A 20,854-nucleotide genomic window follows, 5' to 3' on the forward strand; every position below is an offset into this window, starting at 1 on the left:
CTCCGGTCATGATCCTAACGATTATCGCACTCGCCGCCCTCGTCGTCCTCACCCCGCTCCTGACCCGCCTCATGGGTCGAGCCACCGGATGGCCGCTGGCCGCCGCCTACCTCGCCGTCGCCGCCCTCTTCACTCCCACCGCCGCCGAGGTGATGGCCGGGTCGACGCCGGAGGAGACGGTCTCGTGGGTGCCGAGCCTCGGCGTCGACATCGCCCTGCGCGCCGACGGCATCGGCGTGATCTTCACGTACATCGCCCTCGTCATCGGTGCCGTCGTCTTCATCTATTCGACCGGGTACCTGCCCCGGGGACGCAACACGAGCTTCTACTGGCTCATGGTGATCTTCACGTTCTCGATGGTCGCCCTCGTGCTCAGCAACAACCTCATCGTCCTCTTCATCTGCTGGGAACTGACGTCGCTGGCGTCGTTCTTCCTCATCGCCCGCTCCGGATCGCCCGGCCAGGCGCCGTCCCTGCGCACCCTGCTCATCACCTTCATCGGCGGCCTCACGCTCCTCGTCGCGGTGGGTCTGACGATCGCGGTGACCGGCACGACGAACCTCAACGAGGCGCTGCTCTCCGGAGCGTGGGCCGCGCAGCCGGCGGCCGCCACGCTCGTCGCCGTCCTCGTCGCGATCGCCGGCATGACGAAGTCCGCGCAGTTCCCGTTCCACTCGTGGCTGCCCGACGCCATGGCCGCGGCCACCCCCGTCTCCGCGTACCTCCACGCCGCGGCCGTCGTCAAAGCCGGCGTCTTCCTCATGCTCCGGTTCTCCCCGGCCTTCCACGCCACCCCGGCCTGGAACGTCCTCCTCATCGCCTCAGGACTCATCACCGCGTGCATCGGCGGCTGGTTCGCGCTCAACCAGCACGACGTCAAGAAGCTCATGGCGTACTCGACGGTGTCCCAGCTCGGCCTCATCACCGCCGTCATCGGCGTCGGCACCGAGGCCGCGATCGCCGCGGCGGCCCTGCACATCATCGCCCACGCGCTCTTCAAGTCCGGTCTGTTCATGATGGTCGGCGTCGTCGACCACCTCGCCGGGACCCGCGAACTCACCCGCATCCCGCGCCTCATGGGCCCGGCCCCGACGGCCTTCGTCGTGATGATCCTCGGGTGCGCCTCGATGGCCGGGATCCCGCCGCTGCTCGGCTTCGTGTCGAAGGAGTCGCTGTTCACCGCCCTCGTCGAATCCGGCGGCGCCGGGTGGATGCTCTTCGTCATCGCCGTGGCCGCCTCGGTGCTCACCTTCGCCTACTGCGCGAAGACGGTGTGGGGGGCGTTCATCGACGGCAAACCGGTGACGAAGTCCGAACTCGAGCACTCCTCGCCGATTATGCTCGCCGCCGCGGCCCTGCCGATCGTCGCCTCCCTGCCGCTCAGCCTCGTCCTCTACCTCTTCGACACCCCGCTCACCGCGGTGGTCGCCGCGGCGCTCCCCGGCGAGATCGAACCCGTCCACGTGAAGTTCTGGCACGGGTTCACCCCCGAGCTCATCGCCTCGGGCCTCATCATCGCCATCGGCATCGTCGTCATCATCAACCGTTCCCGCGTCTTCGTCTTCTTCCACCGCGCCCGGCTCAGCTTCGACGGCGCCGACGTCATCGCCGGCATCGCCGACGGTCTCCAGCGCCTCGGCCGCGGCCTCGGCATCGTCGTGCGCCCGATGAACTCGACGCCCTACCTCGCGACGACGCTCGGCGGGCTCGCGCTCATCACGTTCCTCTCCGTGCCCGCGGTCTACCCGAGCCTGCCGCCGCTCCAGCCGAACCTGTGGCGGCCCGCCGACATCATCCTCCTCGTCCTCATCACCGTCGCCGTCCTCGTCGTGTGCACCTCGCATTCGCGTCTGACCACGGTCGTCGCGCTCTCGGCCATCGGCATCCTCGCCACCGTGCAGATCCTCGCCCTCGGCGCGCCCGACGTCACCCTCACCCAGCTGCTCGTCGAGGCGATGACGATCATCGTCATCATGCTCGTCCTCCAGAAGCTGCCGCGCTCGTTCTGGCGCTACTCGAAGCGCCTGCAGTCGACCCGGGCGATCTTCGCGATCCTCGTCGGCATCGCCGTCACCGTGCTCACCCTCATGCTCAACGGGCGCCGTGAGCGCTCCGACCTCGGCCTCTACTACATCGAGCAGGCCCCGGAGATCAGCGGCGGCCACAACATCGTCAACACGATCCTCGTCGAATTCCGTGCCCTTGACACCCTCGGCGAGCTCACCGTGCTCGGCATGGCCGGCATCGCGATCGTCGCGGTGATGTCGACGGTCAAGGACCGCTACATCGACCCACCGGCGGAGAACATCCCGGAACCGCCGAGGCGGGCGTGGGTGACGGTGCGCCCGAAGGGCACGAGCGCCTACCGCGGCGTCCACGAGGCGTGGCCCAACGTCATCCCGCTGCAGCTGACGATCAAGGTGCTCGGGCCGCTGCTCATCATCGCCTCGCTGATGATCTTCTGGCGCGGACACAACGAACCCGGCGGCGGCTTCATCGCGGCACTCGTCGGCTCCGCCGTCATCGGCCTCCTCTACATGTCGACGGCCAAGGACCGGGCCATCGGACCCCCGCGGGCACCGCTCTACCTCATCGGCCTCGGCATCGGCATCGCCGTGGTCACCGGCCTGCTCGGGCTGATCTTCGCCGGCTCGTTCCTCGAGCCGCTGCACACCTACATCCTCGGCCAGCGGTTCACGACGTCGATGCTCTTCGACGTCGGCGTCTACCTCGCCGTCCTCGGCCTCATCCTCCTCTCCTTCAACATCCTCGGTGTCTCCGACTCCGCGGCGACCCCGGCCGGTGACGACGTGCTCACCGACGGCATCATCCGCCGTGACGTCGAACTCACCAGGGAACGCGCCGATGAGCTCCTCTACGGTGAGCTGCGCGGTCCGCTCGAGTCGATCAGAGGCGAGCGGCCCGGCCGCGGAGAGAGGATCGTCGGCCGCGGCTCGGAGGAGAAAGCGAAGGCCTCGACGACGCACATCCTCGACGGTGATGCACCGCTCGACCGCGGTGAAGCCCCGACCACGAAGGAGGGGGATCCGCGATGATCCTTGCCCTGACGATCGGCGTGCTCACCGCCGGCGGCGTCTACCTCATGATGCAGCGGTCGATGGTCCGCGGCGTCTTCGGCCTCACCCTGGTCTCGCATGCCGCGAACTTCATTCTGCTGTCCGCCGGAGTCGGGGCCTGGCGCGTCGAGCCGCTGGCCGAACGCGGTGACCAGACGATGGCCGCCGACCCGCTGCCGCAGGCGTTCGTCCTCACCGCCATCGTCATCACCCTTGCGGTGACGATCTTCATGCTCGCCCTCGCCGTGCTCGGCCACGACGACGACCAGAAGCGGGCCCCGGAGACCGGGGAGGTCCGCGAATCGTGAACTCCTCCCTCCTGCTCCTCCTCGTCGCGATCCCGCTGCTCGCCTCGGCGCTCAGCGTGCTCATCACCTCCCGCACCTTCGACCGCATCCTCCTCTTCGTCGTGCCCTCGTTCGTCGGGGCCGCGGCGATCGGACTGCTCATCCTCCACCGCACGGAACCCGTCGTCGCCCATTCCGTCGGCGGCTACATCCCGGGGCTGGCGATCCCATTCGTCTCGGACACGTTCACCGCCCTCATGCTGCTGCTGACGTCGGTGACGTCGCTGGTCAGCTGCATCTTCCTCGTGAGCACGGGGGAGGACCAGTACCGGTTCGTGCCGGCGCTCATCCTCATGATGCTCACCGGCGTCTACGGGGCGATCCTCACCGGCGACCTCTTCAACTTCTTCGTCTTCATCGAGGTCATGGTGCTGCCTGCCTACGCGCTCATCGCGGTCACGGGAACGTGGCGCCGCCTCGGCGTGGGCCGGATGTTCGTCATGGTCAACCTGCTCACCTCGACCCTGCTGCTCATCGGCGTCGGCTTCGTCTACGGTGCCCTCGGCACCGTCAACCTCGCCGTCCTCGCCTCCCTCGGCACCCCGACGGGACAGGGGGCGCTCGCGCTCGGGATCGTCCTCTTCGCGCTGCTCGTCAAGGCCGGCGGCGCTCCGTTCCACGGCTGGCTGGCCCGCAGCTACCCGAACACCTCGGCGGGGATGATGTCGCTCTTCGCCGGTCTCCACTCGAAGGTCGCCCTCTACGCGATCTACCGCATCTGCACGACCGTCTACGGTGAGCCCCCGGCCTGGGCCAACGCCATAATCGCGATCGCCGTCGTCAGCATCATCGTCGGCTCCCTCTCCGGCTTCGGGCAGAACCGGGTGCGCAACGTGCTCGCGTTCCAGATGACCTCCGGTGTCGGCCACATCCTCCTCGGCGTCGCCCTGCTCACCGCCCAGGCGCTGGCCGCCGGTGCCTTCTACATGGTCCACCACATGATCACGATGGCCGGTCTCCTCCTCGTCATGGGCGCGATCGAGCAGACGTACGGCACGGGGTCGTTCAAGAAGCTCTCCGGTCTGGCCAGTCGCGAGAAGTGGGCGGCAGTGCTCATGGTCCTCGGACTCTTCTCCCTCATCGGCCTGCCCCCGACCTCGGGCATGTGGGGGAAGATCGGCCTGATCTCCGCGGCCACTGCCGTCGAGGACGCCGCCGGCTGGTGGCTCGTCTCGGCGATCGTCATCGGCTCGCTCATCTCCATGCTCGCCCTGCAGAACACGTGGCGCAACACGTTCTGGGGCGCCCCGATGCAGTCGTACCGCCCCGATTCCGCGGAGACCGGACGCGCCGCCTCGGTGGCGATCACCGATGACGTGCGCATCCCCGGTCGACTGCTCGTGCCGGCGACGATCATGATCGCGCTGTCCGTGGCGATCTTCGTCTGGCCCGAACCCCTGCTCGAGATCACCGGGCGGGCCGCAACGGGACTGCTCGACCACACCGAATACATCGAGGCGGTGATCGGACGATGATGCGCATCATCCACGGCATCTCCTACGTCCTCTACATCCTCTGGGCGATCATCACGGGATCGGCGACGGTCGTCGGCCACCTCTTCCGCGTCGGGAGGCCCTACGCCCACCCGATGATCGTCGAGGTGCCCCTGCGCTGCCGCACCGACCTCGAGGTCACCCTCTTCGCCTCGTCGATCACGATCACCCCGGGCACGCTCGTCACCGCGATCGCCGCGGGCACCGCGACGACCCCGCCGGTCTTCTTCGTCCACTGCCTCTTCGAGGACTCCGAGGAGGACGCGCTGGCCGGTCTCTACGACATGGAATCGCGCCTGCTCGCGATGACCCGCGGCCGGGCGCCGCAGTCCTCGGCCTCGGATGTCGCCGAGGTGGAGGCCGCCTGGGTCGATCCCGGCCCCCACAACCCGTCCGCCGAAGAGGAGAGGAGACGGCGATGACCGTCATCGTCGCCATCTGTGCGATCATTCTCGCCGCCGCGATCGTCGTCGGCCTCATCCGCGTGCTCACCGCCCGCGATCTGGGGTCCCGCGCGGTCGTCAGCGATCTCATCTACTTCTGTGCGATCGGGATACTGACGATGATCGCGATCAGCGTGTCCTCCTCGATCGTCCTCGACGTCATCTTCCTCGCCTCGATGGTCGGCATCCTCGCGACGATCGCCCTGTCCCGGATCCTCACGAGGGGGCACCGCTGATGTCGGACACCGTCGCCACCGTTCTCGTCGGAATCTTCGGCATCACCGGCTCCCTGCTCATGCTCGCCTCGGCGCTGGCGATGTTCCGGGTCAAGGACGCGCTCTCCCGGATCAACGTGTTCTCCCCGGCCACCGGCCTGGGCATGCCGCTCATCGTCATCGCCGCCTACATCCACACGCTCCACACCGAGGGCTTCAGGGTGATGACGCTGTTCATCGCGCTCATCGCCATCCTCTGTCTCATCATCGTCTCCTCGGTCGCGAGCAACACGCTGTCGCGGGCGAGCGTGCTGTCGGGGCAGCCGATCTACCGCAAGACCTCGCCGAACCGTCTGGCCCAGCCGCCGGAGGGCATCGAGGATCCGGCTCCGTGAGCCGGCGCTTGAGATTTCGCGGCGCTCTGAGGATTAAGTAAGGCTTTCCTTATGCTAGGCTGAGCGAGCCGTGCCCCGCGGCGCTCCCCAGGACCAGAAAGCCGCCTATGTTCCAGACATTCCTCATCGGCCTGCGCGAAGGCCTCGAGGCCGCTCTCATCGTGAGCATCCTCATCGGCTACCTCGGCAAGATCGGCCGGACCCGTGAGGTCAGGGCGATGTGGTGGGGGATCGCCGCGGCGATCCTCGTGTCCCTCGGCTTCGGGGCGCTGCTCACCTTCGGTCCCTCGACGCTGACGTTCGAGGCCCAGGAGTTCATCGGCGGGACCCTCTCGATCATCGCCGTCGGCTTCGTCACGTGGATGATCTTCTGGATGGCCAGGACGGCGAAGAGCCTCGGCGGTGAGCTGCGGGCCGCGGCGGACAAGGCCCTCGACGGTCCCGTCATCGGGCTCGTCATCCTCGGCGCCTTCTCCGTCGGCCGGGAAGGGCTCGAGACCGCGCTCTTCCTCTGGGCCGCCACCCGCGCGAACGCCACCGGCACCGCGTCGGCGCTCGGCCTCACGGCGGCCGCGATCGCCGGCATCGCCATCGCCGTTGTCCTCGCGTGGCTCATCGCCAAGGGCCTGCTCAGACTCAACCTCTCGGCGTTCTTCCGCTATTCGGGGGCGTTCCTCATCCTCATCGCCGCCGGCGTCCTCGCCTACGGGTTCCACGACCTCCAGGAGGCCGGAGTCGTCCCCGGTCTCCATGCCCTCGCCTTCGACGTCTCCGCCGCCGTTCCGCCGACGAGCTGGTACGGGGTCCTGCTCAAGGGCATCTTCAACTTCTCACCGGCGACGACGTGGGTCGAGTTCACCGTGTGGTGGCTCTACGTCATTGTCGTCGGCGCGCTCTTCATCCGCAGCCTCCGCGCCTCCCCGACTCCGGCAGCGCGACCGGCCGCCCGCGGCGTCGCCGCCGCCTGAACCCCCGCTGCCACCGGCGGCCCACCCTGACTCCACCTCTGCCGATTCCCCGGCGACCGCCTCGGCGGACCTCCCTCCGCCTCTGTGCAGGACAACGATCAAAGGACCGATATGACCACTCTCTGGCCCCGTCTCGCCATCGGCCTCGCCGTCGGCGGTGCGCTCGTGCTCACCGGCTGCGAACCCAATGACCCAGGCGACGGCACGATCGCGGTGACGAGCACCGACGACTCGTGCGACGTCGCCGCGCAGGAGGCCCCGGCGGGCACCCTGAAGTTCTCCGTGACGAACGACGGTTCGAAGGTCACGGAGTTCTACCTCCTCGGCGAGGACGGACTGCGCATCATCGGCGAGGTCGAGAACATCGCGCCGGGACTCGAGCGCACCCTCACGGTCACCGCCCCGGAGGGCAAGTACTTCACGGCATGCAAACCGGGCATGGTCGGTGACGGGCTGCGCGGGGACTTCACAGTGACGAAGGGCACCGGGGGGCAGAGCGTGAGCGCCGAGGATTCGCAGCTCGCCGAGCAGGCGACGACGCAGTACGCGGCGTACGTGAAGGATCAGACGGAGCAGCTGCTCACCGGCACCGAGGAGTTCGCGAAGGCGTACAAGGACGGCGACGACGACAAGGCGCGGACCCTCTACGCCCAGGTGCGCACGAACTGGGAGCGCATCGAGCCCGTCGCCGAATCCTTCGGCGACCTCGACCCCAAGCTCGACCTGCGTGAGGCCGACCTCGAGGAGGGACAGGAGTGGACCGGCTGGCACCTCATCGAGAAGGACCTGTGGCCGCCGAAGGACGGGTACACGGCGCTGAGCGAGGGTGACCGGACGAAGTACGCCGACCTCCTCGTCTCCGACACGCAGGTCCTCTACGACCGGACCCGGGACATGAGCTTCACCCCCGACCAGCTCTCCAACGGGGCCAAGGAGCTCCTCGACGAGGTGGCCACCGGCAAGGTCACCGGTGAGGAGGAGACCTGGTCGCACACCGACCTGTGGGACTTCCAGGCCAACGTCGACGGCGCCCGGGTCGCGTACGAGAATCTCCAGCCGCTGCTGGCCACCCGCGACAAGGAGCTCGATGAGACGCTCAAGACGCGCTTCGCCGACCTCCAGGCCCTCCTCGACGAGCACCGGAAGGGCGACGGGTTCGTCCTCTACACCGAGCTGAGCGAGGACGAGGTCAAGGCCCTGTCCGATTCCGTCAACGCGCTCTCCGAACCGCTCTCCCAGCTCACTGACAAAGTGGTGGGCTGATGGCGGACCGGCCGGGTGTGTCGCGGAGGGCGATGTTCGGCATCGGGGCGGGTGCCGTCGCGGCCGGTGCTGCGGCCGGGTACTTCGCCCATGATCCGCTCGCCGAGGCGGTCGGGGCCGATTCCGATGTCGTCGACTTCTACGGCACGCACCAGGCCGGGATCGTCACCGAGGCCCAGGACCGCATGTGCTTCGCCGCGATCAACGTCCTCACCGACGACCGTGAGGAGCTCATCGAGCTCCTCAAGACGTGGACGGCCGCGGCGGCCAATCTCAGTCAGGGGCTGCCCGTCGTCGAGGGCGGCGTCGCCGACGGCTCTCGGTACGCTCCGCCCGAGGACACGGGGGAGGCGCAGGGGCTGAGCGCCGGCCACCTCACGGTGACGATCGGGTTCGGCCGCAGCCTCTTCACCGATGCCGAGGGGAAGGATCGCTTCGGCATCGGGAAGAAGCTGCCAGTCGGGCTCATCGACCTGCCGCATTTTCCCGGTGATCAGCTCGACGAGGCGCGCGTCGGCGGGGACCTGTGCATCCAAGCGTGTGCCGACGATCCGCAGGTCGCCGTCCACGCGGTGCGCAACCTCATCCGGATGGGCTTCGGCATCGTCTCGACGAAGTGGATGCAGCTGGGCTTCGGGCGTACGGCGTCGACGTCTCCGGTCCAGGAGACCCCGCGCAACCTCTTCGGCTTCAAGGACGGCACGGCGAACATCCGCTCCGACGAGGACACCGCGCTCAACGAGAACGTGTGGGTCCGGGACGGCTCATGGCTCGACGGCGGCAGCTTCCTCGTCGCTCGGCGCATCCGCATGCACATCGAGACGTGGGATCGGGAGAGCCTCGACGGGCAGGAGCGGATCTTCGGCCGCACGAAGATGACCGGCGCGCCGCTGTCCGGCGGCGAGGAGTTCACGACCCCTGATTTCGCGATGGCCGGGGCCGGCAGTCAGCCGATCATCCCGGTGACCTCACACGTCCATCTCGCGCATCCGAAGCAGAACGGCGGCGTGCGGCTCCTGCGCCGCGGATACAACTACGCCGATGGCGCGGATGCGCGCGGCAACCTCGACGCGGGTCTGTTCTTCATCGCCTTCGTCGCCGATCCCGCCCGTCACTATGTGCCGATGCAGAACCGGCTCGCATCCCAGGACGCGCTGAGCGAATACCTGCTCCACACGGGGTCGGGGCTCTTCGCGATCCCGCCGGGCGTGAGCAGGGGCGGTTGGATCGGGCAGACGCTCTTCGGGTGAGCGCGCTCAGTCGCGGCCGGTCGTGCGCATCGTGATGTTGATCCTGCCGCCGCCGAGGTCGCTCAGCCGCGCCGAGTCCGGGGCGGTGTCCGGGTGGATCTTCGTCACCCCGTGGTAGGCGAACCGGGCGGGACCGCCGAAGACGAAGGCGTCGCCTGAGGCGAGCCGGATGTCCTCGTACGGCCGGTTCCGCGTCTCGGTGTTGCCGAATCGGAAGGTGCACGTGTCGCCGAGGGAGAGGGAGACGACCGAGGCCGGATCGTGTTCGTCCTTGTCCTGGTGCATTCCCATCTTCGCCGCCTCGTCGTAGTAGTTGATGAGGGCGACGTCGGGGGAGTAGTGCGCGGGGTCGAACCCCCAGGCGTCAGCCGCCCCGGTGGGGTGGTCGGGGTCGGCATCGACCGCCTCGGCGGCGGCGGTGAGGATCTGGCGCCCGAGCCGTGTCATCCAGTCGGGGAACGGCGGGACGCGCTCCCGGTTGACGTCGACGGCTTCGCGGTCGTAGCGGCCAGGCCGCCAATGCCACCCGAGTCCGATCGTCGTCACGCTCATCGGGTGCCCCATGATCGTCGTCGAGTGCGGTGGGACAGGGCCGGTCCGCCACTGGGCGTACTGGCGGACGATCCACGCCTGCCCGGCATCGTCGAGGAAGCCGGGCAGCCACACGGCCCCGGGCGCGATGACCCGGGGGCCGCGGTCGAAGGCGTCGTCGGCGAAGAGGGCGGGCATGGACGCCTCAGAGGTCGGCGAGCGGAACCGATTCGTCGGCGAGGCGGGAGGCGTCGACCTGCGTGCCGACGATCGTGCGCAGGTCGTCGTTGACATCCCAGACGTTGACGTTCATCGCAGCGGTGACGGTGCCGTCCTTGGTCCAGAACGCGATGAATTCGCCGGAGTCCTTGTCCCCGCGGATGACGACGTCGTCGTCTCCCGAGCCGTGGCCGACGTACTCCATGCCGAGGTCGAACTGGTCGGTGTAGAAGTACGGTTCCCAGTCGTAGACCTTGCTGCCGCCGGTGAGTGTGGAGGCGGCGACATCGGCCTGGCGCACCGCGTTGTCCCAGTGTTCGACGCGGATCCGGGAGTCGAGTCGGGTGTTGAAGGCGTTGGCGATGTCGCCGATGGCGAGCACGCTCGGTACGCTCGAGCGCATCTTCTCGTCGACGGGAACGCCGTTGTCGATGTCGAGGCCGGCCGCCTCGGCGAGTTCGATCGTCGGGTCCGCGCCGATGCCGACGACGACGAGATCAGCGGGCAGGTCGCCCTTCGTCGTCTGGACGGTATCGACGGAGTCCTCGCCCGCGAAGCCCGTGGTGTCGGCGTCGGCGAGGAACTTCACGCCGTTCTTCGACTGCAGATCCTCGAAGTACTGTCCCAGCTCGTCGCCGAGGACGTTCTTCAGCGGGGGAGCGTCGCGAAGGACGACGGTGACATCGGAGCCGTGGGTGCGGGCGGCAGCGGCAACCTCGAGGCCGATCCAGCCGCCGCCGATGATGACGACCTTTCTGCCCTCGCCGAACTGCGAGCGGATGGCCACGGCGTCACCGGCGGTGCGCAGGGTGTGCACGTTGGCGAGCACCTGACCGGGAACCTCGAGGGTGCGCGGGGTCGAACCGGTCGAGAGGATCGCCTGAGCGTAGGTGAGCTCCTCGCCGGAGGCCAGGGTCACCGTGTTGGCGGAGGTGTCGAGCTTCGTCACGGTGTCGCCGAAGAACGTCGTGACGTCATGGGCCGGATACCACTCCGCGCCGCGCAGTGCGGAGTCCGCGGGGTCGGTGTCCTCGAGCATGACCTTCTTCGACAGATCAGGACGGTAGTACGGCGGAAGGGGATCGGTGCCCACCAGGGCGATGGTGCCGGCGAAGCCGTCATTGCGCAGGGCCTCAACCACCTGACCTCCGCCGATTCCCGCACCGATGACGACGATTCCGAATTCCTGGGCCATGCTCGCTCCTTGCTGTATCGGGGTCCTTGTCACAGACTCTACTGTCGGAATCCCGAGTCAACCACTCCCGGTTTTGTGCTTCCTGGGTGCTCGGGTCTAGAGTAGTGCGGTGTCAGGGGCTATAGCTCAGTTGGTAGAGCGCTTCGTTCGCAATGAAGAGGTCAGGGGTTCAATTCCCCTTAGCTCCACCCTGTCGGAGGCGCCGCGTGAACGCGGCGCCTTTCCCATTCCCAGCCGGTGAAGTCAGAAGTCATCGGTGTCGTCGCAGCGGTTCCCCCCCCGCCCGCGGTCCCCGACCATGACTCCAGCTACACTGGGTTCATCATGATCGGCCCGCTCGCTTCACGGCTCGGGCCGATTTTCTTTGTCCGGAGGTGACGCCGGTGGACTACGCCAAGCCCTGTCTGCCTATCCATGACCAGATCGACTACCGAGGAGCACGGCGACGCCGACCGCTGCCGTCCAGACGGTGAGCGTGTCGAAGGAGAGACGTTCGGCGATACCGAAGCTCAGACCCGGCAGCGCGGCGCCGTCGAGGGCAAGGAGGAATGCTGCGAATCCGAGGATCGAGACGGCGACGGCGGCAATCGTCAGCCACCTGAAGACACTGCGACCGACGGCAACGGCAAGCAGGAGCATCGCCGCCCACTGGACGAGAGCCTGAGCTGCCGCGGCGCCGTCATGCAGGGCCGGCTGTTGATCCCACGGCGCGAAGCCCACCGCGACGACACACACTCCGACGACGGCCATGAGAATCGTCGCCACGCGTCCAGTCCGGCGCCTCCAGCAGCCGTGCAGCAGCACTGCACCAAGGGCCGTCAGTACACCGGAGGCGACCATGCCCGCATTGAACCCGACGTGCCACGGTGAGCAGACCTCGCGGACGTCCCCGCCCTCGGTGAACGGGCCGCAGACCGTGACACCGAGGTCGCTGATCGCATTCCGCGTCACCGAGTACCCGTCCGGCCACTGCAGGGCCACGATGAGCTGGACGGGCAGCAGCAGCGCGCTGGCCACCCAGAAAGCTGCCCCAATTCGCCAGCGCTGCCTCATGTGCCTCGCCCTCCTCGTCGAACGCGATCGCCGCCGATCGCGCTGGGGATGCGGCAACCGGAGACGCGGTCTGCGTTCATCGTAGGACGATCAGAGGTGATGCGAGGCGACCGGCGGGAAAGTCATGACCCCGCGACGCGCATGCCCTCCCCATCGCCGGGGGCGAGGACGATGTCGAAACGCGTCTCAGCCCACCCTCTGCCACCGACGTCATGTCCGTCGGGGGTCGGGGTGCCGGGCGCATGATGCGAGAAGTCCATGATGAGCGACTCCTTGACGCCGAAGACGCTGTCACCGATCTCCAGCTGCTCATCACCGCGGACGAAGATGTGCGTGACGAGCGTCCGGAATCCCGGTGCCGTGACCATGAAGTGCAAATGGCTCGCGCGCATCGGCGAGCGCCCGGTCGCGGCGAGCATCGCTCCGACGGGTCCGTCGTCGGGAATCGGGTACGGCGTGGGAAACAGCCCCCAGAACCGGTAGGTGCCGGATTCGTCGGAGAACAGATGCGCCCGGGCAGCCGTTCTCTCGTCGTCGTACTGGACGTCGTAGAAGCCGTCCTCGTCGGCCTCCCACACCTCGATGCGCGCCCCGGGGATCGGATTGCCCTCAGTGTCCGTGACCGACCCTTCAACGAGGCAGGGTTCGCCGAGCGCCCCGAACGCCATGTCCTCTCCACGGGCGATCTCCGGGGCATCGTCGACGAAGAAGGGCCCGAAGACCGTCGCCTCGGTGGCATTCGCGTGCTCGGGATTGTTCATGCCCACGACCTGCATCGATGCCCCGAGCGTGTCCGAGAGGAGCACGAACTCCTGCCTCGTCTCGGTCGTGATGTGCCCGGCATCGGTGAGGAAGCGGATGCCGGCGTTCCACTCCGCCTCGGTGAGGCGCACCTCCCGGAGGAAGGCGTGCAGATGCCGGGTGAGGGCCTCCATGACAGTTTTGAGGCGAGCGTCGTCGGTGCCGGCGAACGACGCGATGACCTCATCGACGAGTCCCTGTTCGCGCGCCGACTGCTCGGGGGAGATGTCGCTCATGCTGCCGCCCGCACGATCATCCCCGAGAGGATCGCCTCCAGGCGCGTGTTGAGTTCGGCGGCATCACCGGCGACGAAGGCGACGTAGAAGTCCGGTCGCATGAGGAGGTGGCGGGCACCGTGCTCACCCATCCACGTCGCATACGTGCCGTCGAGATCGATGACCTCGGCACCGCTGTCGGGACCCCCGACCGTCAGCTGCCGGCCCCCGACTCTCTCGTGGTCGGCGGCCAGACCCGGATCGAGGTCTCCGGCCGCCTCGGGAGTCGATAGGAGGAACCAGCCGTGGCCGACGGCATCGTCGAACCGTCCGGTCCGCCCCCGGTGGGCGACACGCCCCTGGATGCCCGTCTTGCCCGCGGTGCCGTCCTCGGCGACCCAGGTGCCGGGGCCGAGGATCGTCTCATGCGCCGGCAGCGGCCCGACCTTCGACTGTTCGGCATGTTCGGCGAGCATGCGCGCGTCCCGGGCCGCCGCCTCGGCGGGATCGGTGATGCAGATGATCTTGCCGAGGTCGACGGAGAACTCGATGTACCATTTCGCCTGATCGCGCCTCTCGTCGGACCATGCGTCGAGGAGGTTCCCGTCGGCGAGCCCCTGGAGCACGAGATCGAGGCGCCATGCGAGATTGACGACGTCACGCAGCCCCGCGCACATGCCCTCACCGGCGAACGGCGGCATGAGATGGGCGGCATCTCCGACGAGCATCGTCCGCCCGTGATGCCACTTCTCGAGGTACTTCGCCTCGAACCGGGGGAGGGCCAGGCGCTCGAGCGAGGCGTTGTCGGGACGGATGTCCCACGGCTCGAGGAGCTTCCATGCCGCCTCCGGGGTGAGCATCTCCTGGAGATCGTCGTCGGGCAGCATCATGAACTCCCACCGGCGCCTGCCCGGTCCGCCCGGCACGACCGTGGTCGGCCGCACGGGATCGCAGACCTGGAAGTGGTGCGTCATGTACGAGGGCATGACCTCGGGCTTCGTGTCGACGATGAGCCAGTGGAAGAGGAAGCCGAGATCCGTCATCTCCGCCCCGACCGCTTCCCGGAGGAACGAATTCGCCCCATCCGCCCCGATCGCATACCGCGCCCGGATCCGACCGGACTCCCCGCCCTCGGCGTAGTCGACGGTGCGCAGACCGGGCACCGTCTCCCGGAAGTCGAGGGTGACACCGTCCTCGTCCTGGGCGAAGGCGACGGTGTCGCGTCCGAAATGGAGGGTGACATTCGGCAGGGTCTGGGCGATGACGCGCAGCCGGTCCTCGAGTTCGGGCTGGCTGAACCAGTACCGCTTGCGGAACCCGTTGTCCTCCTTGCCCAGCCAGTCGATCTCCATGAGGATCTCGCCGTCCCCGTTGAGCCAGTAGTAGTGGTCGTCGTGGAAGTCGATCGCCGGGTCGTTGTCGGGGTCGATCCCGATCATCGCGAGCACGCGGGCGATCTCATGATCGAACGTCACCGCACGCGGGCGTCCGTACTGCGTGTGCCACCGGTCAAGGGCGTGAACGCGGTAGCCCTGGCGACCGAGGAGGATCGTGGCGAGGAGGCCGACGGGACCGAGGCCGTTGATGACGACATCGGCGGTGTGTTCGACGGTGGGTGCGGATGCGGGGGTCATGTCTCACTCCTATGTGAACATCTGTTCATCGTTGAACTTATGTTCATTATGGGGAGGGGGTGAGAGGCCGTCAAGGGTTTGTCCGCGGATTCCGCCTGGGAGTTCTCCCCGCGCGCCGAGGCTGTCGTCCGTTCCCATCTCCTCCGACCTCGCGCGCCTGCTGGCCGAGGCGTGGCCTGAGCAGGCACAATCGTGTCCATGGCAGAATCTCCTGACCGGCGTGCCCGCAAGGCCGAGGCGACCCGTCGTCGCATCCTCGATGCCGCGCGCGACGTCATCGCCACCGGCGGACCGGAGGCGCTGACGATTCGGGCTGTGTCGAACGGCGCCGATATCGCCGTCGGGACGTTCTACAACTACTTCACCTCCGTCGAACAGCTCACCGATGAGGTCGTCTTCGATCTCGTCGAGACCTTCGGCCAGCGTCTTGATGCGCTGACCGGGGACTTCGACGATGCCGCCGAGGTCTACGCGGTGTCTCTGCGGCACCTGGCGACGACGGCGATCTCCGATCCGGTGTGGGGGTGGCTGCTCGTCCGGCTCGGTCTCGCCCATGCGGGGCTGCTCGACGTGCTGGGTCCGCGCGCCAACCGGGACATCCAGAAGGGCGTCGACAGCGGTCGCTTCGACATCGACGACGTCGCCCTGGCCGGGGCGATGACCTTCGGGGCGCTGCTCTCGGCGATGCGTCTGCGACTTGAGCGCGGGGGGTCCGATGAAGTCGTCGCCACCTACACGCAGTACCTGCTGCGGATGGTGGGGATCTCGCGTGAGGAGGCGCGCGACCTTGCCCGGCGACCGCTGCCGCCTCTGCCGCCGCTCGACCCATCCGACGGGATCAGGAGTCCAGCCGCACCTGAGTGACCGGACGCGGCCCCGGGGACGCACGTCGGATCGGTCCATCCGAGTGCGCCGGGCCTTCGAATACTCATCGGTAACACTGTCACGCGGAGATCGACTAGCCTGACGACTGACCTGTCCGTGACGCTGACATATTCACCCAGAGGAGTCCGATGAGACTGAGACCTGCACTGATGACCGGCCTGCTCGGACTCGCCGGAGCCATGCATTTCATCCGACCGCGGACATTCGACTCGATCGTCCCGCCTGCCCTCGGCAATCGGCGGGCGTGGACCTATGCGAGCGGGGTCGCCGAACTCGGCTGCGCCGCCCTGCTCGCCAACCCTGGCACACGACGCCTCGGAGGGGCCGCCTCGGCGGCACTCATGGTCGCCGTCTACCCGGCCAACATCTACACCGTGGTCAAGTACTGGCACTCACCCCGCGGGCGGGCAATCGCGCTCGCGCGCCTGCCGCTGCAGATTCCCCTCGTGCAGATGTCGTGGGCGATCGCCACCGACAGGGGCGCGCAGGACCGACCTCCGGTCGGTGCGCCGAACGGCGGTCATTGGTAGCCTGGACGCAGCGAGTGCCCGTGTGCCTGACCCGTCCGGGCAGACGTCAGCAGGCATCGTGAGGGCGGCCCAAGGGGTCACCATGTCTCAGCGCCACCACCTCGTGAGCCTCTGGCTCATCTTCTTCATCAACGGCTCAGTCATGGCCAGCTGGTCGCCGCGCATTCCCGAGGTCGCAGCCGCACTCGACGTGGGTGACGCGGCATTGGGCATCGCTCTGCTCGGCTTCGCCGCCGGAGCCATCCCGGCGATGTTGTGTGCCGGTCACCTGACCCGTTGGGTGTCGCCCGAACTCGTCAGCCTCCTCTCTGCGACGGCGTTCTCCCTCGGCCTGCCGGTGATCGCCGCGGCACCGAACCTCGTTGCGCTCTTCGCGGCTCTCTTCGGCATGGGTGTCGCCGGGGGCCTGTGCGACATCACGATGAACCTCACAGGGGTGCGCATCGAGCATCGACTGCGCTCGGGCGTGCTCGGACGGCTTCACGCCGGATTCAGTCTCGGGGTCGTGGCCGGCGGTGTCGGTGCGCTCGTCGCGACCGCCCTCGGTGCGAGCGTCGCGGGGCATTTCGCGGTCGTGGCAGCCGTGCTCGTTGTCCTCGCGGCAACTGCTGCTCCCGGTCTCCTGCGCGCTGAGGGACGAGGGCCTGAGCGGGAGCGCGTGCCCGAAACCGCACGCCCTCCCGACGGTCCTCGCTTCACCTCGCACCTCCCGGCGGCGATCGCCGTCATGGCCATCTGCGGACTGCTGCTCGAGGGCGTCATCACCGATTGGTCGGCGCTCCTGCTCACTCGTGACCTGGGCGCCACCGCAACGCAGGGTGCGTTGGCGCTCACGCTGTTCTCCGTGGCCATGGTCGGATCACGGGCAGTCACCGACCTGCTGGCCGACCGCCTCGGCGAAACGGTGATCCTCTGTGCCGGGGCAGTGACGGCCGCGACGGCGATGACGATCGGAATGCTCAGCGCGGTGCCCGGGATCGTCGTGGGGTCGATCGTGGTCATCGGCTTGGCGATCGGTCCGGTGTTTCCGATCACCCTGAGCCGGGCCTCCCGGTTCGGCGATCCGGCGGCCTCGATCGCCCGCATCAGTGTGGTCGGCTACACCGCGGGTCTGATCGGTCCGCTGCTCATCGGCGGGATCTCCTCTGCTGTGGGCCTGCCGTGGACGGTCACCGGCGCGGTGCTCGCCGGGAGTCTCGGCATCCTCCTCGCTCTTCGTCCCGCGTCGCGTGGCGACGAGACCGGCACGGCGCCTTAGTCCTCCGAAATCGGCGAGGTGATCTCTTCAGCACTCGGCGCCGAGTCCGGGTCGAGCAGCCACTGGGCGGCTACGCCGATGAGCATCGCGTAGTGACGCGAACCGTCCCTTTCGTCGTCACCCCCGAATGCGCGTGCGAGCACGCTCCGTGCGGCATCGCCGCGCTCTTCGAGGCCTGCGCGAATGGTGTCATTGTGCTGAGCCAGACTGATGGCCTCAATTCGGGCGGCGTCAGGAGAGGATAACCAGCTCCGCGGTTGATCGGGTCATCGCGACGTAGCGGTCGACGGCACCGGTGATGCCGTCGCCGAACCGATCGGGGTCGACGAGGACGACGAGATCGAACTCGAGACCCTTGACCTCGAGTGGAGTGAACGCGTTCACCCGCTCGGATCGCCGCCAGCGATCCGAGACGGGGAGGACACTGGGGTCGGCCGGGATGATGCCGACAGTGCCCTGTTCGTGGGCGCTCAGCCACGCTTCGACGACGGGGATGAGCGCCTCCGTCCGTTCACGGCGCACCGGGTGTCCGGCGGTGCGCACGGAGTCGGGCACATTCGCATCGGGGAGGGCGGCGCGGATGACGGGACCGGCTTCGGCCATCACCTCGGCAGGGGTGCGATAGTTGACGCTCAGATGCACCGTCTCGACGCTCAGCCCCGCCCGCGACAGCCGTACCTCCCACGTCTCGGCGAACCCATCCCTCGCCTGAGCGCGGTCGCCGACGATCGTCACCGACTTCGAGGGGCACCGGTCGAGGATCATCCGCCACTGGGCATCGGTGAGCTCCTGGGCTTCGTCGACGATGATGTGACCGAACGGACCGGCGAGCCGATCCGATTGCGGCACCGTTCGACCACCGGAATTCTCGAGAGCGGTCTGCAGGTCGGCACCGCGGAGCATCGTCATCTCCCGCAGCTCGCTGTCGTCGGCGGAGATGAGGTCGTCGATGACGTCGCTCATCCGCGCGCGTTCGGCGGCGGACTCGCGCTCGTCGGTGCGTCGACGACGGAGAGCGTCCGGGTCGCCGATGCGACGGCGGGCGGCATCGAGGAACGGCAGATCCGATGCTGTCCAGTCCCGCGGCCCACGGCGGATGAGCGCGTCGATCTGCGTCGGCGCCAGCCCCGGTGCGCACATGCCCAGGTAGGCCGGCACGGTCCACAGGTCGCCGACGACGTCGAGCGGATCGAGCACGGGCCATGCGGCGGTCAGTGCCGCCCGAAGCGCCGGATCGCAGCGGACCATGCGCCGAGTCAACCCCTCGTCGATGTCCTCATCGAGGTCCCGGGCATGGTCGACGATGATGTCGACGAGTTCGTCCCACACCTCATCACGGGCGTCGTTGTGCGGCGTCGTCCCGATCCCGGCCCGGAACGCTTCGGCCCACATCCCCAGTCCGACCGGAATCTCGCCGGCCGGAGTCGGGACGCTCAGGTCGTCGGTCGGCGGCTGCTCGAAGAGCGAGACGGCCCGGTCGACCACCTCGGCGGGATCGAGCGCGCCTTTGATCCGGGCGGAGTCCGCAGACTCGGGAGCCGTGGCAGTCTCCGGCACGAGGTCGCTCAGCGTGCACATCTGCACCGCATCCTCGCCGAGGCGGGGGAGGACGTCGTCGACGTAGCGCAGATACGATGCGGTCGGGCCGATGAAGAGCAGCCCGCCTCCGGATCTCACCTGCGGTGCGGAATGGAGCAGGTAGGCGGCCCGGTGCAGCGCAACGACGGTCTTGCCCGTGCCCGGCCCGCCGTCGACGACGAGCGGTCGACGAGCAGACGTGCGGATGACCGCATCCTGGTCGGCCTGGATGGTGCCGAGGACATCGGGCATCTGCGGCGAGCGCACTGCGGAGAGTGCAGCGAGGAAGGCTGACTGGTCGTCGAGCACAGCGGCATCGGCACCGCCGTCGGGACTCAGCTGCTCATCCCAGTAGTCGATGACCACGCCGTCCCGCCAGCGATATCGCCTCCTGCTCGTGAGACCGAAGGGGGAGGCGAGGGTGGCGGCGAAGTACGGTTCGGCCGCAGCAGTGCGCCAATCGACGAGCAGTGGGTCGCCATGCTCGTCGCGGATGCCCATCCGGCCGATGTGGATCGTCTCACCGGTCGTGGTCACCATCCGACCGAGGCACAGGTCGAGGTCGAAGCGGCCGAGCAGGCTCAGCTGCGCGGAGGCATCGCGGACGAGGGCGTCGCGTTCGACGGCCGCCTCACCGGAGGCCGCGGGTGTCGCTCGCAGCTCGGCGAGGCGGGTGGTCAGCCGGTCGGACTCGGTCTCCTGGGCTTGGGAGACGCGGGAGAACAGCGCGTCGTCGGCGGCGATGAGGTGCGGTCGGGCTTTGGCGGAAAGACGAGCGGGCAGGGCGAAGGCGCTGGTTCGCAAGGAGGCTCCTGGAGGGTGAACGGCGAGGTGAGGCACCCATTGTTCACCCTGTCCGGGGCCTTGCGGCAAGCCCCCTGTGCGCTGATATCCTGAAAATGCGAGGAGATGCCGGCCGCTCGTCAGCCGCTCATGACGACGAGTCGGAGTGCTCGACCGGGAGGGTGTCAGCGGAAGTCGATGAGCTTCCCGCTCTTCGACAGCTCCGGATCCGTGCAGGAGGACAGGTCGAAGCAGCACGGTCGGCGCTTGCCGTTCTCGAGCTTGTCGATGGCCACGCCGACGCGCTTGGCTCGCGTCGCGGGGTTCTTCGTCGCCTTGATCCAGCGCACCCACTCCCACCGGGCCATCGGGGTCAGGCTCGCCCACGTGTCATCGAGATCGCCGGCATCCGCGAGTGCCGAGGCGAGATCCTCCGGCACGCTCACCTCGGGCCAGTCCTTCGTCGGCGTCAGCGTCACGGACACCGTCGCGCCGTCCGCGAGGCCCGCAACCTCATCGAGATTGAGCCAGTGACCGCGCATCCCATCGGGCTCGACAACCGTCGCGAACCGCGCGTCGCCGACGACCGCCTCGGCGGCGACCTGACCTCGTGAGGGAAGTTCCGCACTCGCGTCGGGACTCAGCCGGATGATCGTGCGATCACCGAGCGTCGACACCTCTCCGGCGAACTCGATCGGTGCGGTCTGCGTCGCTGCCATGT

At 68.2% G+C, this 20,854-nt stretch carries 20 protein-coding genes and 1 tRNA gene; 13 read left to right on the plus strand and 8 right to left on the minus strand.

Annotated features, from left to right (window positions below):
* Positions 1 to 8 precede the first annotated feature (8 nt).
* The 9 genes from ACFQ91_RS05980 (at position 9) to efeB (ending at position 9,451) form a co-directional block, all read left to right on the plus strand.
* Positions 9 to 3,056 (plus strand): DUF4040 family protein, encoded by a 3,048-nt coding sequence (locus ACFQ91_RS05980; RefSeq protein ID WP_198498642.1) that lies wholly within the window; start codon positions 9 to 11, stop codon positions 3,054 to 3,056.
* Positions 3,053 to 3,385 carry a sodium:proton antiporter gene (locus tag ACFQ91_RS05985; RefSeq protein ID WP_198498643.1) on the plus strand — a complete coding sequence of 111 codons (333 nt, stop codon included), beginning with the start codon at positions 3,053 to 3,055 and terminating at the stop codon, positions 3,383 to 3,385. Before ACFQ91_RS05980 ends, ACFQ91_RS05985 begins: the two co-directional genes overlap by 4 nt.
* Positions 3,382 to 4,899 (plus strand): monovalent cation/H+ antiporter subunit D family protein, encoded by a 1,518-nt coding sequence (locus ACFQ91_RS05990; protein WP_198498644.1) that lies wholly within the window; start codon positions 3,382 to 3,384, stop codon positions 4,897 to 4,899. Before ACFQ91_RS05985 ends, ACFQ91_RS05990 begins: the two co-directional genes overlap by 4 nt.
* Positions 4,896 to 5,339 carry a Na+/H+ antiporter subunit E gene (locus tag ACFQ91_RS05995; RefSeq protein WP_232623578.1) on the plus strand — a complete coding sequence of 148 codons (444 nt, stop codon included), beginning with the start codon at positions 4,896 to 4,898 and terminating at the stop codon, positions 5,337 to 5,339. Before ACFQ91_RS05990 ends, ACFQ91_RS05995 begins: the two co-directional genes overlap by 4 nt.
* On the plus strand, positions 5,336 to 5,596 hold the full coding sequence (locus tag ACFQ91_RS06000) for a monovalent cation/H+ antiporter complex subunit F (protein WP_198498645.1): 261 nt from the start codon (positions 5,336 to 5,338) through the stop codon (positions 5,594 to 5,596). The genes ACFQ91_RS05995 and ACFQ91_RS06000 overlap by 4 nt, the downstream gene beginning before the upstream one ends.
* Positions 5,596 to 5,970: a monovalent cation/H(+) antiporter subunit G gene (locus tag ACFQ91_RS06005; protein ID WP_198498646.1), complete on the plus strand. Its 375-nt coding sequence runs from the start codon at positions 5,596 to 5,598 to the stop codon at positions 5,968 to 5,970. Before ACFQ91_RS06000 ends, ACFQ91_RS06005 begins: the two co-directional genes overlap by 1 nt.
* 107 nt (positions 5,971 to 6,077) lie before the next feature.
* Positions 6,078 to 6,938 (plus strand): iron uptake transporter permease EfeU, encoded by an 861-nt coding sequence (efeU, locus tag ACFQ91_RS06010; protein WP_198498647.1) that lies wholly within the window; start codon positions 6,078 to 6,080, stop codon positions 6,936 to 6,938.
* A gap of 111 nt (positions 6,939 to 7,049) precedes the next feature.
* Complete coding sequence (efeO, locus tag ACFQ91_RS06015; protein ID WP_198498648.1) at positions 7,050 to 8,201, plus strand: iron uptake system protein EfeO; 1,152 nt, start codon at positions 7,050 to 7,052, stop codon at positions 8,199 to 8,201.
* The gene (gene efeB, locus ACFQ91_RS06020) at positions 8,201 to 9,451 is read left to right on the plus strand and encodes an iron uptake transporter deferrochelatase/peroxidase subunit (RefSeq protein WP_198498649.1); all 1,251 of its coding nucleotides are present in this window, start codon (positions 8,201 to 8,203) and stop codon (positions 9,449 to 9,451) included. The genes efeO and efeB overlap by 1 nt, the downstream gene beginning before the upstream one ends.
* Positions 9,452 to 9,457: 6 nt before the next feature.
* Here the strand turns inward: efeB and ACFQ91_RS06025 are convergent, their stop codons facing one another.
* Both ACFQ91_RS06025 and ACFQ91_RS06030 read right to left on the minus strand, forming a co-directional pair.
* Entirely contained in the window at positions 9,458 to 10,180 is a 723-nt protein-coding gene (locus ACFQ91_RS06025) for an alpha-ketoglutarate-dependent dioxygenase AlkB (protein ID WP_198498650.1), read from the minus strand.
* Positions 10,181 to 10,187: 7 nt separating this feature from the next.
* Positions 10,188 to 11,396 (minus strand): FAD-dependent oxidoreductase, encoded by a 1,209-nt coding sequence (locus tag ACFQ91_RS06030; protein ID WP_344249685.1) that lies wholly within the window; start codon positions 11,394 to 11,396, stop codon positions 10,188 to 10,190.
* A 115-nt stretch (positions 11,397 to 11,511) separates the two neighbouring features.
* Here ACFQ91_RS06030 and ACFQ91_RS06035 point away from each other — a divergent pair.
* Positions 11,512 to 11,584, plus strand: a tRNA-Ala gene (locus ACFQ91_RS06035).
* Positions 11,585 to 11,804: 220 nt separating this feature from the next.
* On the opposite strand, the gene ACFQ91_RS06040 is transcribed toward ACFQ91_RS06035, so the two are convergent.
* The 3 genes from ACFQ91_RS06040 to ACFQ91_RS06050 form a co-directional block, all read right to left on the minus strand.
* Positions 11,805 to 12,449, minus strand: coding sequence for a DUF998 domain-containing protein (locus ACFQ91_RS06040; protein ID WP_344249683.1), 645 nt, complete (start codon positions 12,447 to 12,449; stop codon positions 11,805 to 11,807).
* Positions 12,450 to 12,571: 122 nt separating this feature from the next.
* Entirely contained in the window at positions 12,572 to 13,486 is a 915-nt protein-coding gene (locus ACFQ91_RS06045) for a dioxygenase (protein WP_344249681.1), read from the minus strand.
* Complete coding sequence (locus ACFQ91_RS06050) at positions 13,483 to 15,099, minus strand: bifunctional 3-(3-hydroxy-phenyl)propionate/3-hydroxycinnamic acid hydroxylase (RefSeq protein ID WP_344249679.1); 1,617 nt, start codon at positions 15,097 to 15,099, stop codon at positions 13,483 to 13,485. The genes ACFQ91_RS06045 and ACFQ91_RS06050 overlap by 4 nt, the downstream gene beginning before the upstream one ends.
* A 198-nt stretch (positions 15,100 to 15,297) precedes the next feature.
* On the opposite strand from ACFQ91_RS06050, the gene ACFQ91_RS06055 reads away from it, so the two are divergent.
* The 3 genes from ACFQ91_RS06055 (at position 15,298) to ACFQ91_RS06065 (ending at position 17,772) form a co-directional block, all read left to right on the plus strand.
* Positions 15,298 to 15,963 carry a TetR/AcrR family transcriptional regulator gene (locus ACFQ91_RS06055; RefSeq protein ID WP_344249677.1) on the plus strand — a complete coding sequence of 222 codons (666 nt, stop codon included), beginning with the start codon at positions 15,298 to 15,300 and terminating at the stop codon, positions 15,961 to 15,963.
* A 149-nt stretch (positions 15,964 to 16,112) separates the two neighbouring features.
* Positions 16,113 to 16,514: a hypothetical protein gene (locus ACFQ91_RS06060; protein ID WP_344249674.1), complete on the plus strand. Its 402-nt coding sequence runs from the start codon at positions 16,113 to 16,115 to the stop codon at positions 16,512 to 16,514.
* Between the two features lie 82 nt (positions 16,515 to 16,596).
* On the plus strand, positions 16,597 to 17,772 hold the full coding sequence (locus ACFQ91_RS06065) for an MFS transporter (RefSeq protein ID WP_344249672.1): 1,176 nt from the start codon (positions 16,597 to 16,599) through the stop codon (positions 17,770 to 17,772).
* Here ACFQ91_RS06065 and ACFQ91_RS06070 read toward each other — a convergent pair.
* From ACFQ91_RS06070 to ACFQ91_RS06080, 3 genes are all read right to left on the minus strand, one after another.
* The gene (locus tag ACFQ91_RS06070; protein ID WP_344249670.1) at positions 17,769 to 17,915 is read right to left on the minus strand and encodes a hypothetical protein; all 147 of its coding nucleotides are present in this window, start codon (positions 17,913 to 17,915) and stop codon (positions 17,769 to 17,771) included. The two genes, ACFQ91_RS06065 and ACFQ91_RS06070, sit on opposite strands and share 4 nt — an antisense overlap.
* A gap of 88 nt (positions 17,916 to 18,003) precedes the next feature.
* Positions 18,004 to 20,154 (minus strand): RNA polymerase recycling motor ATPase HelR, encoded by a 2,151-nt coding sequence (gene helR, locus ACFQ91_RS06075; RefSeq protein WP_344249668.1) that lies wholly within the window; start codon positions 20,152 to 20,154, stop codon positions 18,004 to 18,006.
* Positions 20,155 to 20,318: 164 nt separating this feature from the next.
* Positions 20,319 to 20,852, minus strand: coding sequence for a YdeI/OmpD-associated family protein (locus ACFQ91_RS06080; RefSeq protein ID WP_344249666.1), 534 nt, complete (start codon positions 20,850 to 20,852; stop codon positions 20,319 to 20,321).
* Between the last annotated feature and the right edge of the window lie 2 nt (positions 20,853 to 20,854).

This window comes from Brevibacterium sp. NPDC056726, assembly GCF_042790515.1.
GTDB lineage: Bacteria > Actinomycetota > Actinomycetes > Actinomycetales > Brevibacteriaceae > Brevibacterium > Brevibacterium sanguinis.

What these genes read in the sequence shown, in the direction of transcription:
- ACFQ91_RS06065 (WP_344249672.1), top strand. Translation starts at nt 16,597, where the DNA reads ATGTCTCAGCGCCACCACCTCGTGAGCCTCTGGCTCATCTTCTTCATC.
- ACFQ91_RS06000 (WP_198498645.1), top strand. Translation starts at nt 5,336, where the DNA reads ATGACCGTCATCGTCGCCATCTGTGCGATCATTCTCGCCGCCGCGATC.
- efeB (WP_198498649.1), top strand. Translation starts at nt 8,201, where the DNA reads ATGGCGGACCGGCCGGGTGTGTCGCGGAGGGCGATGTTCGGCATCGGG.
- ACFQ91_RS05995 (WP_232623578.1), top strand. Translation starts at nt 4,896, where the DNA reads ATGATGCGCATCATCCACGGCATCTCCTACGTCCTCTACATCCTCTGG.
- ACFQ91_RS06055 (WP_344249677.1), top strand. Translation starts at nt 15,298, where the DNA reads ATGGCAGAATCTCCTGACCGGCGTGCCCGCAAGGCCGAGGCGACCCGT.
- ACFQ91_RS06050 (WP_344249679.1), bottom strand. Translation starts at nt 15,099, where the DNA reads ATGACCCCCGCATCCGCACCCACCGTCGAACACACCGCCGATGTCGTC.
- ACFQ91_RS06030 (WP_344249685.1), bottom strand. Translation starts at nt 11,396, where the DNA reads ATGGCCCAGGAATTCGGAATCGTCGTCATCGGTGCGGGAATCGGCGGA.
- ACFQ91_RS06005 (WP_198498646.1), top strand. Translation starts at nt 5,596, where the DNA reads ATGTCGGACACCGTCGCCACCGTTCTCGTCGGAATCTTCGGCATCACC.
- ACFQ91_RS06060 (WP_344249674.1), top strand. Translation starts at nt 16,113, where the DNA reads ATGAGACTGAGACCTGCACTGATGACCGGCCTGCTCGGACTCGCCGGA.
- ACFQ91_RS06080 (WP_344249666.1), bottom strand. Translation starts at nt 20,852, where the DNA reads ATGGCAGCGACGCAGACCGCACCGATCGAGTTCGCCGGAGAGGTGTCG.
- efeO (WP_198498648.1), top strand. Translation starts at nt 7,050, where the DNA reads ATGACCACTCTCTGGCCCCGTCTCGCCATCGGCCTCGCCGTCGGCGGT.
- ACFQ91_RS06045 (WP_344249681.1), bottom strand. Translation starts at nt 13,486, where the DNA reads ATGAGCGACATCTCCCCCGAGCAGTCGGCGCGCGAACAGGGACTCGTC.
- ACFQ91_RS05985 (WP_198498643.1), top strand. Translation starts at nt 3,053, where the DNA reads ATGATCCTTGCCCTGACGATCGGCGTGCTCACCGCCGGCGGCGTCTAC.
- ACFQ91_RS06025 (WP_198498650.1), bottom strand. Translation starts at nt 10,180, where the DNA reads ATGCCCGCCCTCTTCGCCGACGACGCCTTCGACCGCGGCCCCCGGGTC.
- ACFQ91_RS05980 (WP_198498642.1), top strand. Translation starts at nt 9, where the DNA reads ATGATCCTAACGATTATCGCACTCGCCGCCCTCGTCGTCCTCACCCCG.
- ACFQ91_RS06040 (WP_344249683.1), bottom strand. Translation starts at nt 12,449, where the DNA reads ATGAGGCAGCGCTGGCGAATTGGGGCAGCTTTCTGGGTGGCCAGCGCG.
- efeU (WP_198498647.1), top strand. Translation starts at nt 6,078, where the DNA reads ATGTTCCAGACATTCCTCATCGGCCTGCGCGAAGGCCTCGAGGCCGCT.